Annotated in this window: 13 protein-coding genes and 1 pseudogene; 2 read left to right on the top strand and 12 right to left on the bottom strand. The window is 66.4% G+C overall.

Annotated elements, in window-relative coordinates; translation table 11 throughout:
* Positions 1-64: 64 nt before the first annotated feature.
* From RGD00_RS21980 to RGD00_RS21925, 12 genes and pseudogenes are all read right to left on the bottom strand, one after another.
* Positions 65-436: pseudogene (locus tag RGD00_RS21980) on the bottom strand (phage tail tube protein); the annotation flags it as partial.
* Between the two features lie 25 nt (positions 437-461).
* Positions 462-884 carry an acyl-CoA transferase gene (locus RGD00_RS21975; protein WP_310459383.1) on the bottom strand — a complete coding sequence of 141 codons (423 nt, stop codon included), beginning with the start codon at positions 882-884 and terminating at the stop codon, positions 462-464.
* Between the two features lie 85 nt (positions 885-969).
* Positions 970-2,223 (bottom strand): DUF3825 domain-containing protein, encoded by a 1,254-nt coding sequence (locus RGD00_RS21970; protein WP_310459382.1) that lies wholly within the window; start codon positions 2,221-2,223, stop codon positions 970-972.
* 339 nt (positions 2,224-2,562) lie between these two features.
* Entirely contained in the window at positions 2,563-3,183 is a 621-nt protein-coding gene (locus RGD00_RS21965) for a DUF6441 family protein (protein ID WP_310459381.1), read from the bottom strand.
* A 4-nt stretch (positions 3,184-3,187) separates the two neighbouring features.
* Positions 3,188-3,502, bottom strand: a complete 315-nt coding sequence (locus RGD00_RS21960; protein WP_310459380.1) for a head-tail joining protein — start codon at positions 3,500-3,502, stop codon at positions 3,188-3,190.
* An 11-nt stretch (positions 3,503-3,513) separates the two neighbouring features.
* Positions 3,514-4,539, bottom strand: a complete 1,026-nt coding sequence (locus tag RGD00_RS21955) for a major capsid protein (RefSeq protein ID WP_310459379.1) — start codon at positions 4,537-4,539, stop codon at positions 3,514-3,516.
* A 48-nt stretch (positions 4,540-4,587) separates the two neighbouring features.
* Positions 4,588-4,968: a head decoration protein gene (locus RGD00_RS21950; protein ID WP_310459378.1), complete on the bottom strand. Its 381-nt coding sequence runs from the start codon at positions 4,966-4,968 to the stop codon at positions 4,588-4,590.
* A 40-nt stretch (positions 4,969-5,008) separates the two neighbouring features.
* Positions 5,009-6,331, bottom strand: a complete 1,323-nt coding sequence (locus RGD00_RS21945) for a S49 family peptidase (protein ID WP_310459377.1) — start codon at positions 6,329-6,331, stop codon at positions 5,009-5,011.
* Complete coding sequence (locus RGD00_RS21940; RefSeq protein ID WP_310459376.1) at positions 6,331-7,842, bottom strand: phage portal protein; 1,512 nt, start codon at positions 7,840-7,842, stop codon at positions 6,331-6,333. The genes RGD00_RS21945 and RGD00_RS21940 overlap by 1 nt, the downstream gene beginning before the upstream one ends.
* A gap of 3 nt (positions 7,843-7,845) precedes the next feature.
* Complete coding sequence (locus RGD00_RS21935; RefSeq protein ID WP_068767541.1) at positions 7,846-8,058, bottom strand: phage head-tail joining protein; 213 nt, start codon at positions 8,056-8,058, stop codon at positions 7,846-7,848.
* Entirely contained in the window at positions 8,058-10,109 is a 2,052-nt protein-coding gene (locus RGD00_RS21930; RefSeq protein WP_310459375.1) for a phage terminase large subunit family protein, read from the bottom strand. Before RGD00_RS21930 ends, RGD00_RS21935 begins: the two co-directional genes overlap by 1 nt.
* A complete protein-coding gene (locus RGD00_RS21925) occupies positions 10,057-10,593 on the bottom strand; it encodes a hypothetical protein (protein WP_310459374.1) in 537 nt (178 codons plus the stop codon). The genes RGD00_RS21930 and RGD00_RS21925 overlap by 53 nt, the downstream gene beginning before the upstream one ends.
* Before the next feature lie 116 nt (positions 10,594-10,709).
* On the opposite strand from RGD00_RS21925, the gene RGD00_RS21920 reads away from it, so the two are divergent.
* Positions 10,710-10,937, top strand: coding sequence for a hypothetical protein (locus tag RGD00_RS21920; RefSeq protein ID WP_310459373.1), 228 nt, complete (start codon positions 10,710-10,712; stop codon positions 10,935-10,937).
* A gap of 96 nt (positions 10,938-11,033) precedes the next feature.
* Complete coding sequence (locus RGD00_RS21915) at positions 11,034-11,603, top strand: DUF3489 domain-containing protein (RefSeq protein WP_310459372.1); 570 nt, start codon at positions 11,034-11,036, stop codon at positions 11,601-11,603.
* The last annotated feature ends 213 nt before the right edge of the window (positions 11,604-11,816 follow it).

Genomic DNA, 11,816 nt, shown 5'->3' with positions numbered 1-11,816 from the left:
TCTACGCGGCTCTGGAAACTGAAGCCATGGCCGCGTAACTAAACCAAATCAGCCTCCGGCAAACCCGGCGCGGTTCAGGCATGCCGGTCTCGATGGACATCGACGGCAGGGACCAGGCGCCGGAGCGAAACTCGTGTGTGAAGGGGCCGGGTGCCGCGCCGGTGGTCACAGGTGCCCCGAAGGCGGCCTTCAGCCAGAAGCCAAAGGCCGCGGCATCGATCGGGACGACCACATTGCCGTCGGCCGTCACAGCATCTTTGATCGGCGCCAGAGGGTCGCGGCCGTAGCCCAGAAGCTCGCTGTTCAGGAGCGGTTGCTCCGAGCCGAGCGTGGTGCTTGCGAACGGCATCTTCGTGAAGCCGCCCGTGGGCGGAGTGCCGTAACCGGTCTCGAATGCAAGCGCCATCTGCGCCCGCGCGCCTTGCGCACGTGCCATGGGGGTCTCCTTGGATGTGATGGTGTCAGGCCAGGGGCCCGCTGGTGGTGTAGTGCAGGACGACGGTGATTACCGCCGCCTTCAGGCTGGCCGCGCCCTCGACGGGCAGATCGACGGATGACGGGGCTTCGGGTTCAACCCAGTCGCAGAGGCCGCCCAGTGTCCGGTCAGCTTCCAGCGCCCCGCCGATGGCGGCGATCAGGTCGTCGAAGGCGCTGGCTCGGCTGGTGCCCGCCTGGACGACGACCTCCAGCTCGGCGCGGTGCTGGTAGTGATAGCGCAGCGGCGACAGCGTCACCTCCGGCTCGCCCGGCTGGCCGTCACGCAGGATGATTAGCCCGGCCGCTGGGATCCGCTCGGGCAGGATCTCGTCACGCAGGGTGAGGGCGGCAAGCGGCTGCAGCCGCGCATGCAGCGCAGAGATGACCGTTTCGCGGGTGGTGGGCATTGTCCTGTACGGCGAAGGATTTGCGAGGTCGTATTCCGTGGTCCTGGCGAGGAAGTAGTTTCCCCCAGACCGACCTGAACGACGCTTACGTTCCCAGAATCCTCTCGGGATCAAGCCAGTCACTGATTGGCTTCGCTACGAGGCGGGCGTTCCGGTATGCATAGGCGAGGGGATAGATCGTGTAGCCCTGATACCTCAACTTTCCATCCACCCTGATGCTTTGAACAACCAGGGCTGCATCGACCTTGGTGTCGTCCGACAAAGAGATTGGCAGGAGGAAGCTCATCAGGTTGTGCTTTGGGTAATACTGCGGAACAACAGCACGGTAGTTCCAGCTGACGCGTTTGCGCGCCAGCAGAATGGCGTCTTTAAGCCTGTTCCTCAACCGCCGATACATCGCATCGTTTTGGTTTAAGCGGTCGGCAATGCCTGCCAAATATGACTCTCGATTTGCTAGGTACTCCTGCAGCGAGAACCCGCCTGCGTAGGTATCAAGGAAATCATGTGGGTACCTGTCGCGTCGGATACCATCGAGCACAATGTGATCGAGATCCTCGTCGAATGGCGCCTCCGCGTCGAAGTAGAGGTCATCGATGTTCGCGAAATAGCTTGCGGCCTTCGGTAGCGGCTCGAATGTCCGCGCAAGCAACTTCCCTTCCTCTCCTTGTCCACTCACGCAGAACGATCGCCACTTCCATGGAGGAGTTGCACGGCCATTCTTCTCAAAAAGTGCATAGATCGGTTCATAGAACCGGTCGACCAAACCCGTGTTGAATGTCGCGAACCGATCACCGGTGATGACCTTGCCCTCGTGTCTCAGCCGGGTGAACGTGAATTTGATGTAGTTCCGCAGGATGCCAAAGTCATCGAACTCTTCGGCGGGGCTTTCCCTGTACCGCCAGTCTTCGGTTAGCGCGAGCGATGCCAAATCGCTGATCGCTTTGCTTGTCGTATCACGGCTGAACAAGGGTATGAACGCCCAGTCGAACAGCTCCTTGGTGTCGTGGTCCAAGGCAGGAATTGGCGCGTCCGTTGCGCCCACCTTCAGAGAAGCGTTCACCGCGCAAGGCCGTTGCTGGCGGTCTTCGCCAAGGTCAAACCAGTAGACCGCCCCCTTTTGGGGGACGGTTCCATCGATTACGCCGTTTCGGTGGATTAGGATGTCCTTGCCCCCAGCGGGGTTAAGGAGGAACCCGTAGTTCTTGTCGGCAAGGAAGAACTTCACCTCCGCAGACAGCCGCGACTCAACGGGTTCACTTGAACCAGCTGAACTTTCTGTCGTCTCGGCGAGCTTGTGCTTCAGTTCGGGGCTGGTACTTGCGCTCGTTGGAAGAGGCACTGCCCTTTCCGTAACCTTTGCCGTAGGATCCCTTTGATCCTGACTTCTCGTACTTGCTTCCGCTGCTCTTGGAGGAGTTTCCGCCGCTTTTCCCAAAGATGCCCATTTGGTCCATTTTCCCAACATCTAACTTCCCTCGTGCATCCCGACCCAGGCGGAACTGCCTGCATACGGGCACAGTTTCTCTCTGTCGTATGGCCGTTGCACTCTGTCGTCAGCGGCTAGGAGAAGAGGGTAGTAAGTGCTTTGGGAGTACGGAAGCAGTTCTTGCCTCGTAGCAGTTTGATCCCGAGGTGTCGAGAACCTTTATCGGGGGATGCGACCCGGATTGCCGCCGTATCAAGTGACCCACTCCGCGACGATCCGCCCCGGCACGCCGTCGATGGCCCGCTCGGCATCTCGCCCTAGGTCCAGCCGCTTGCGCAGCTTGACCTGCGGCACGAGGAGGAAGATCGGTACGGTTGTCAGCCCGCGACCGGTCTTTGCTCGCGATGCAACGGCGCGGCCCTTGCTGTTAAGCCTCCCCTCGGCCACCAACAGGCTCGGGCCGCGGCGCCGGTAGATGAAGCGCAGGCGCAGCCCCGTGCGGCGTTCCCATTCGCCCGGGGTGATGCGGCCGCCGCGGGTAGATTTGCCTGCGGCCGGGGTGGGGATCGCCAGCCAGAAGCCATCCTTGGATCGGATCAGCGGCCCCGCATCATGTGCGCCGACGATCACTGGGGCGTTCGACCAGACCAGCGCCGCGGCGTTCAGGCTTTCGCCGCCCTTCGGGTAGGTCGCGAGGCGGATCGAGTTGCCGAGCCGGGCGCCCAGCCCCGCGCCAGTGATCTGGCCGCGCCAGGCGGATTTGAGGCCCGCGCCCGCCTCGCGCATGGCGGTGGTGACGGCCTTTTCGCCCGCGGCGATTTCCGCCTGCATCATCGCAACGATGTCAGGATCGATGGTCAGCTTCAGTTTCATCGGATCACGCCGGGCGCAGATCGAGGGTCCAAATCAGCCGTTCCCGGTCGCGCAGCGGTTCTCCCTGGATGACATGGCTGTCGGCGCCGATGACGATCACATCGCCCGGGCGCGGGGCAGGCAAGTCGGCGACGCGCACGTCCACCACCGTCGTGTCGCTGACGAACCGGCCCGCGCCGAAGTCGGTCACTCGGTCGGGTGCGCGGCGGATGATGCGGATGGGGCGTTCCTCGGAGGTGGTGGCCGAGATCCAGAGGGCCGGGGCCGCCATGGAGGCATGCATGAAGATGCGGTCCATGGCGACGGCAAAGACGGACATCGGCGGGCCCGTCAGTTCGACGTGTGCAGGCGGATCGCCAGCCGCGGCCGCTTGTTCACCGGCAGGATCGAGGCCTCGGTCATCACGTCGATCCAGCGGCCCTTTTCGTCGAGATGCTGGCGGGCATAGAGCGGCAGGCCGATGGTGTTGGCGGTTTCCAGCAGGTTCGCCGGGCCGCCATAGGTGGTGAAGGTGTCCATGGTGCCCAGGGGGAAGGCGATGCCTTCGTTCGCGGGGACCAGCCGTTCGGTGGCCTTGGTCGAGAGGGTGACGGTGCCGGAGTATTCCTCGAACAGGATCCCGCCGAAGGGGAAGTTGCGCCGCACGTCTTCGCGAAGAGGCTGGGCACCGGTCGAGGCGTAGAACTTGTAGGCCTCTTCCGTCTTCGGGTGCGCGATCAGCTTGTCGAAGAACTCGCGGCTGACAAGGGCATGGACGGAGGTCATCGCCTCGCCCAGCAGATTGTCTTCGATGGCCCGCAGCACCTCGCGGACCTTGCCCTGCACGTTCGTGCCTGCGGTGCCGAGGACGAAGTCGACGGAGATTTGCGCCAGGCCGAATTCGGTGAAGTAGTTGTAGAGGGTGGTCCCGGCCCCGTCCTTCACGATGCCGCGCAGCGCGTTCATCTCCATGTATTCCCGGGTCTGGGCATGCTTGCGCCGCATGAGGAGCAGCTTGCGGTTCATCACCTCGACGAGGGGATCGGCTGCATCGAACGCGCCGCCCAGCGCTGGCTGCCCCTGGATGTCGGCGGGCAGGATCACATCGTCATGCGGGATCCACGGCAGGGCGAAGGATCGCATGGAGCGGCCCTCGCGGGTGCCGACCGTGGCCGGGCCGCCGAGGGGGACGGAGGGCAGCAGGCTCAGGACGCCTTCGTATTGTTCGATGATGACGGACCGCTGGCTGACGCCTTCGAAGCGGAAAAGGCCGATCTGGGCGAGGCGGGTGTAGAGGTTGGGCAGGATGTTGATGGCCTGCGTCATCTCGGCCAACGAGTAACCGCCAGCGTCGAAGGGATTGCGGACGAGGGTCATGGTGGGGCTCCGGGGAATGAGGGGAGGGGCGCGGCTTGCTGGTCTGCGTCAGACGCCGTCGCGGGCGATGATGCCTGCGGCGGCCAGCTGGCCGATCTTGGTGGTGATCTTTGCCGCGTCATCGACGGTGGCGTCGTAGGCGAGGCCCGCGCGCGAGACGATGGCCGGACCGCGGGCGACGACGATGCCTGTGGCGTCCGCCAGCGTGGCATCGACGCCATAGAGCAGGACGGCCGAGGCGGTCTGCGCGCCATCGGTGCCGCCGCTGGTCGCGAGCTTGTACTTTCCGCTGGCCGTGATGCGGCCGAGGACCGCGCCGACGGGATAGGGCATGCCCGCGAGGAGCGTCACCACTTCGCGGGTGTAGTTCGGGTTGACCTCATATTTGAGGACGTCGCCCATGCTGGGCGGTTCCGTCAGGACGGGCATGGTTCAGTCTCCACGATGTTGGGGAAGGGGTGCGCCGGGATCAGCGCGAGGCGGCGGCGGATTTCTTGGCGGCCGCCACGATGGGGCTTTCCCTGGCGCCCGTCGCGGGGGCGGTGGCGATGATGCCTGCGGCATCGCTGCGCGCGGCGAGATCGGCGAGGATCTTGGCGCGCAGGGCTTCGGGCTTCACGCCGCGGGCCAACGCATCGGCGGCATCGATCTGGACGCCGAGGCGGGCGGCCTGCGCACAGACCTGCGCGACCTCGGCCGCCTCGGCGCGGATCGCCTCGGGCGACATCTCGGCCGCCGCCGTCTGCGGCGGTGCGATTGCCGCGGTCGGGGCCGGTTCCGGCGTGGGACTGGCGGCTGGCGCGGCCGCAGGCTGCGCATGGTCTTCGGGGGCAGTGGTCATCATCGGGCCCTTTCCCTTGGGGTTGGATTTGAAGGTGGATGTGCTGCGGGGTGCGGCGGCGAAAGCGCGGAAGGCGGTAACGGGATCGGCCACCTCGTCGGCGAGACCGGCGAAGACGGCCGCCTCGCCGCGGAAGACGGCGGCCTCGGTGCCCAGCGCCCGTAGGGTGTCGAGGCGAAGGCCGCGCCCTTCGGCGACGGTTTCTGCGAAGAGCTGGCGCAGGTCTTCCAACTCGCCCGCGATCCGGTCGCGGACAGCCTCGGGCAGGGGCTGGTAGGGATTTGCATCGACCTTGCGGGCGCCTGCATGGATCAGCGTGACCGCGATGCCCTTCTGATCGAGAGCACCGCTCATGTCGCTGTGCATGGCCACGACGCCGATGCTGCCAACGGCCCCGGTGCGCGGCAGGATGATGCGGTCGGCCTGGGAGGCCAGCGCATAGGCGGCCGAGAGGGCGTGATCGGCGACGAAGGCATGGACTGGCTTCTGCGTCCGAGCGGCCCGGATTCGGTCGGCGAGGTCGAAGGCACCGGCCACCTCGCCACCGAAGCTGTCGATATCGAGCGCGATGCCTCGGATCGCCGGATCGGTTAGCGCCGCCTGCAACTGCGCCGCGATCCCCTCGTAGGAGGTCAGGCCGGAGGATTGCCCGATCCAGGCCCCGCGATGCACCAGCGTGCCCGCGATCTCGATGACGGCGATCCCGTCCACCACAGTGAAGGGCTGGCTTCCGTTCCGCGCCTGGCGGCTGGTCAAGTCGTCGCTGAAGAGAGAGGCGCGGGCAGGCAGAGTGGCGGTGGCTTGATCCTCGGTCGTGACCTCCAGCCCCTCGACACTGATCTCCCGCCCGGTGATCCGGGGCCCCAGCCCGGTCAGGAAGGCCAGCGCCTTGGCGGGGTCGACCATCAGCGGGGTGTTGAAGACACGCTGGGCGATCTGGGTGTGATGCATTATCCCTTCTCCGCGGGCCGAGGTTCCCGGTCCTCGCCGTCGTCTTCCTCGTCGTTGCCGTCCTGCTGATCTTGCTGCCGGTCCTCGGCATCACCTGACCCAGCGCCGCCACCGGCCGCCTGTGCGGGCGATCCGGGCCGCCGGAAATCGAGGCCCAGTGCGGCCTCGCGTTTGCGTTCCGCGGCGATTTCCCGGTCGACCTGTTCGGCGTCGTAGCCGCGTTCGGCGATGGCCTGCGTGCGGGATTTCAGGCCTGCTTCGATCTGCAGGATCTCGGCAGCGGCATCCTTGGCCGGGTCGATCCAGTCCCACTTGGTCGGAAGCCAGTCGCAGGCGAGGTATGCGCGCCGGTCGGTGGCATAGCCCGCCAGATCGATGGCGCCTGCGATAACGGCTGTGTCCATCCAGCGCGTCCAGACAGCGCGGCAGAGCTGATAGACCATCACCGAATGCTGGAAGGCCGAGATGCGGCGGCGGAAGTCGACCAGCGCGATCCGGGTGTTCGAGAAGTTCCCCTTCGCGGTATCGCCCGTCAGATAGCCATAGGGCACGCCCAGCGCCGCGCCGATCTGCAGAAGCGTGCGGTACTGGAACGGTTCGTAGGTGCTGCCCGAGTCCGGGGTGGATGGCGTTGTGACATCCTCGCCGGGGTCAAGGCGCACAACCTGGCCGGGTTCCACCTCCAGATCGTCCTCTGCGGGATCGAGGGCGGTTTCCGGGGCGGGCGACGTGATGAACATCGCGAACATCGCCGCGGTCTTCTTCCGCTCCAGTTCGGCGTCGTCGTAGAGGTCCAGCGTGAAGAGCTTCACCACGGCCGCGGCGAAGCGCGACACGCCGCGCAGCTGGCCTGCCTCAACCGGGTCGAGGATGTGGATGACCTCGGACGCGGGCACGCGCACCGTTTCACCCACCAGACCCGGATCGGTCATGTCGCCCGGATGGCGGCGCAGGAAGTGGTAGGCGACGCGGCGGCCGATCCCGTCGAATTCGATGCCCTGCCGGATCGATCCCGCGCCGGGCAGCGCGCGGGTCATGTCCTGCGGCAGCATTTCTGACGGCAGCATCTGCAGCTGCATCGGCACCGTCAGTCCATCTTCGGGGCGGCGGGTGCGGATGCGCAGGAACACCTCGCCTGCCAGAAACACCTCGCGTGCCGCCCGGCGCTGCAGACCGAAGAAGTCGGTCAGCCCTTCGGCATCGGCCTCGTCCGTCCAAGCGAGCCAGAGCTTCTGCAGCTCCTCCTTCTTCGCTGCCTCAGTTATCTTGGACGAGGGCTTGATGCCGTCGCCGACGACATGGTTCGCGAAGGCATCGACGGCGTTTGCGGCATAGCCGTTGTTGCGCACGAGCCAGCGCGCCCGGGCGGTGATCGTCTCGCCAGAGGCCGCGATCAGCGTGTTCACATGGGCGCGGGTGGCGCGAAACCCGCGCATGCGCCGATGGGATTGCGCCGCGTCGAACCCGCCGATGATGCTGCCAAGGCGCTGACGGAAGGCATCCAGCACCATCGCTCACAGACCCTTCGTGGCGATTGTGCCCCAGCGTCGGCGGCGCGGCGTGGCCGATGCGGCTGCAATCCGCCCTTCCAGATCCCTGATCGCCGCGGCCAGTTCGGCGTCCGAGCCATAGGTCACGGTCTTGCCGTCATAGCTGACGCTGCGCAGCCCGGCGAAGCGGGCTTCCTGCAGCGCGGTCAGCAGGGCCTGCATACGTTCCAGGTCCATCAGTCCCTCATGAAGTTCGGGGTGTACGCCCGCCGTTTCCGGCGTGGCGTGGTCAGGGTTCCGGCCTTGGGCTGGGCCGGATCGGTTGGTACGCTTTCCATTGCGACGGCAGTGGGCAGGCGCGTTTCCACGCCCGCCTGCGCCTCGAGCCGCCGCCAGGTGGCCTCGTCCCAACGGTCGGCGCCAAGGATCCACGCGGCGGCGCGGGCGTAGACCCGGCAGTCCAGCGCCTCGTTCCGTTCGCGCATCTTCTGCCATTCCTGATGGGCATAGCCGCGCTTGTTGCGGATGGTGACCAGTTGTTCGGCCACCAGCTGTTTCAGCCATTCGGTGTCGGCCCAGCCGGGAAGGTGGATCGTGCCGGGGGCTTCAAGCACACCTGTGGCACGGTCCTCGTCCGAGGGGCGTTCGATCCGCAGGAACCGGTAGGTCTCCGCCTTGAACGTCGCCGTTGCCACCGACCAGAGCCGCGCGCCGCGGCGCAGCCGTTTTCCGCCGATGGTCGCATCGACATAGGTTGGGCCAGACACGGGTGCCGACCGGTTGAAGCCTTCGAGGCCCTTCAGGGGTGCCACCTGTTCGAACCCGACCTTGCGCGACCAGGCATAGACCGCCGCAGCCTCGTAACCGGTGTCGATCCCGAGCCGTGCCACCGTCATGAAGGCGCCGTTGGCATGCTGCCACGACTGGCCGAGGAGGGCGGTCAGCTTGTCCCAGGCGGCCGGATCATCAGGTCCGCCCGGAATGACGATGTGATCGACAAGCCAGCTTTCCATGCCCCGGCCCCAGGCCCAGATGTCGACCTCGATCCGGTCCCTCTGCACATCGGCCCCGGCCGTCAGGAACAGCCCCGCCATCGGCACGGTGCCCGGCTTCCAGGCTTCCCGCCGATCTGCCAGCCGCTGCCATTCCGGAGCGTCGCCGCTCTCGACCCATGTCTCGCCCAGAAGCGTGTTGCGCGCCGCGCGCAGCGTCTCGTCCGACCCTTGGGCCGCCAGCCATTCCCGCGCGACGTCGGACCAGCTTTTCCAACCCAAAGGCGAGTAGAGCGCCGAGAGGTGGAAGCCGATGGCCTTCGGATCCTTTGAAACCGCCGTCGCCCGCCATTCGCCGCGGGCCAGCATCTCGGTCTTGTGGTGCTCGGCGATGGGCCTCTCGCAACCCTCGCAATGGTAGGCCGCGGTTTCGGGCTTCCCCTTCGCCCAGCGCAGCCGGTCGAACTGCAGCCACTGCATCGCACCGCAGTGGGGGCAGGGCACGAAGTAGCGCCGCTGGTCGGACGATTCGAATTCCCGCTCGATCCGGGACAGCCCCCGGATCGTGGGGGTCGACACCATGAACACCTTGCGCCGGTGCGAGAAGGTGGTGGTGCGGGCTTCGGCCAGCGTGACCGGATCGCCTTCCTCGTCGACCGAGGCCGGATAGGCATCGACCTCGTCGAGGAAGACATAACGCGCGGGCATCGACCGCAGGCCGGTCGCGCTGTTCGCCCCGGTCAGGACCAGGATGCCGCCGGGGAATTCCTTCGACAGCATCGAATTCCCGGCATCCCGCGACCGGGCCGGGTTCACCCGTTCGCGCAGCGCCGGGCTGTCCGCGATCAGCGGATCAAGACGGCCACGAGACGTCCGCTTCGCCAGTTCCAGGCTCGGGAGCACCGCCAGCATCGGCCCCGGCGCGTGGTGGATGACAAACCCGATCCAGTTGTTCCCGGCCTCGGTCGCGCCGACCTGCGCCGCCTTCATGAAGGTGATGCGCTGGGCGGGATGGCCGGGCGAGAGCGCGTCCATGATCTCGCGCAGATAGGGCGCGCGGGCCGTGCGATAGCGTCCCGGCTCCGCCGCGCCCCGCGACGACAGCCAGCGATGCTGATCCGCCCATTCCGACACCGTCAGGTTCGGATCGGGGCGCAGGCCCTGCCGCCAGACCCGGACCAGGTCCTCGGCGCCGTCGAAGCCGAGGTCGAGACCCGTGGTCAGGTCGTTGTCGTCATCCTCATCATGCAAGCGAGACCCGGAGGTCGGCGAGGGCGTCGAGCTGTTCGCGGACATGGGCTTCCAGCACCCTCTGCATGATCGCGGTCTCGATCGTCACCGATGCCCCGGATTGCCGTTCCACCTCCGCCATGATCTGCGCCGCCATCAGCGCGGCCACCCGTCCGGGCCAGGTCACCCAGACATCCCGTTCCTGCCGCGCCAGGCGGAACACCAGCGTTTCCGCCCGCGCACGGTCGACCAGCGTGCCCTTCTTCTTCTGGACCGCAAGTTGGCGTTCCTGCGCCGCGTAGACGGTGAGCGCCGTGCGGGCCTTGATATAGGATGTCGTCTCGCCTGGGCCGCTCGTCAGCCCGTCACCGCCCAAGGACCGGCGCTGCTGGTCGGGGTCCGTCATCTCCGCCCGCCGCACATCCGAGGCCGCGGCGTTGATCGACCCGTCGTCGTGGACCACCAGCCGCCCGTTCTTCCGCGCCTTCTGCACTCCGCCGCGGGACAGGCCGGAATGGGCCGCGTACTCGCGTTCGCTCATGCCCTTCATGGCGCAGATAATCCGATCAAGCTGGTGATATCGCTTGGTATTCAGTTGATTGAGGTGCGCGACAGAGCGAGTCTGATCTCGAGGAAACGATCCAACTCAGCGAAGGACGCCCCGCCATGACCACCCGCCGCGCCAGCGACAATTCCAAAGCCCTCGACGCCTTCGTGGCCGCCAAGGCCGAGATCGACACCATGCTGGAGCGCCTGAAGGCCCTGAGCGACGACCACTTCGAGACCCACCCCGACGAGATCCATTGGGGGCATGTCGGCACGCTGAAGCACTACGCGGGCCTGCTGCGCCAGATCACCGACAGCGCCTTCAAGGAAGGCGAACACGCCGCCTGACGCGCCCCCACGGCGCGAAGGCCGCCCCGTCCGAGGACGGGGCAAGCCTCCGTAGAAGGCGCGCACATCGCGCGCCGCAGCGCCCGGAGGCCCCCGATGACCACCCCGTCCGACACCCAGTCCCTGATCCTGTCCCGCGCCGCGACACGTCCCGGCAACCTCGCCCTGCCGCTGCCCGAGGGGCTGGTCGGCGCCGCCGCCAAGATGGTCGTCGGCAAGATGATCGCCCGCGGCTGGCTCGAGGAGGTCGAGGCCAACCTGCGTCGCAGCGAGCCGATGTGGCGCGAGACCGGCGACGGCCACGGCACTACGCTGATCGCCACCGAGGCCGGGCTGGAGGCCATCGGGATCGAGCCGGTCGTGGCCAGCGCCGTCGCCAGCGTGCGGAGGGCGAAGCCGAGGCTGGAACCGGTGCAGATGCCCGATGACACCGACACCGCGAAACCGGTCGCCATCCGTGCTGGCACCAAGCAGGCGCAGATCATCGCCATGCTACAGCGGCCCGAGGGCGCGACGGTCGCCGAGATGGTCGAGGCCACCGGATGGCTGGCCCATACCGTGCGCGGCTGCATCTCGGGCGCATTGAAGAAGAAGCTGGGTCTGCCCATCGCAGCGGAAAAGGTCGAGGGCAGGGGGATGGTGTACCGGCTCTCCGAAGGTAGCTGATCGATCAGCAGTAGTCGTCCATGCAGTCGTCGTAGCTGTCGCCGGTCAGTTCACAGAAAGTCTTGAGGGCCCCCTGCAGGGTAAAATACTGGTGTTCGCTGCGGTGGTAGAAGAATTCGCCGCGGACACCGACATGGGGAGTGTCTGAAACTCTGTGTATCTGAGCCGACCCATGCGGTTTTCAGATACAGTCAGGCGTCGAAGCGCCCTGCG

Source organism: Ruixingdingia sedimenti (genome assembly GCF_031432425.1).
Taxonomy (GTDB): Bacteria; Pseudomonadota; Alphaproteobacteria; order Rhodobacterales; family Rhodobacteraceae; genus Ruixingdingia; species Ruixingdingia sedimenti.
Note: the sequence above shows the minus strand (reverse complement) of the source record. Positions and strands in the feature narration are given on the sequence as shown.

Coding starts and splice junctions, on each gene's coding strand:
- RGD00_RS21920 (WP_310459373.1), top strand. CDS start 10,710: ATGACCACCCGCCGCGCCAGCGACAATTCCAAAGCCCTCGACGCCTTC.
- RGD00_RS21940 (WP_310459376.1), bottom strand. CDS start 7,842: ATGGTGCTGGATGCCTTCCGTCAGCGCCTTGGCAGCATCATCGGCGGG.
- RGD00_RS21955 (WP_310459379.1), bottom strand. CDS start 4,539: ATGACCCTCGTCCGCAATCCCTTCGACGCTGGCGGTTACTCGTTGGCC.
- RGD00_RS21950 (WP_310459378.1), bottom strand. CDS start 4,968: ATGCCCGTCCTGACGGAACCGCCCAGCATGGGCGACGTCCTCAAATAT.
- RGD00_RS21945 (WP_310459377.1), bottom strand. CDS start 6,331: ATGCATCACACCCAGATCGCCCAGCGTGTCTTCAACACCCCGCTGATG.
- RGD00_RS21935 (WP_068767541.1), bottom strand. CDS start 8,058: ATGGACCTGGAACGTATGCAGGCCCTGCTGACCGCGCTGCAGGAAGCC.
- RGD00_RS21915 (WP_310459372.1), top strand. CDS start 11,034: ATGACCACCCCGTCCGACACCCAGTCCCTGATCCTGTCCCGCGCCGCG.
- RGD00_RS21930 (WP_310459375.1), bottom strand. CDS start 10,109: ATGTCCGCGAACAGCTCGACGCCCTCGCCGACCTCCGGGTCTCGCTTG.
- RGD00_RS21925 (WP_310459374.1), bottom strand. CDS start 10,593: ATGAAGGGCATGAGCGAACGCGAGTACGCGGCCCATTCCGGCCTGTCC.
- RGD00_RS21965 (WP_310459381.1), bottom strand. CDS start 3,183: ATGAAACTGAAGCTGACCATCGATCCTGACATCGTTGCGATGATGCAG.
- RGD00_RS21960 (WP_310459380.1), bottom strand. CDS start 3,502: ATGTCCGTCTTTGCCGTCGCCATGGACCGCATCTTCATGCATGCCTCC.
- RGD00_RS21975 (WP_310459383.1), bottom strand. CDS start 884: ATGCCCACCACCCGCGAAACGGTCATCTCTGCGCTGCATGCGCGGCTG.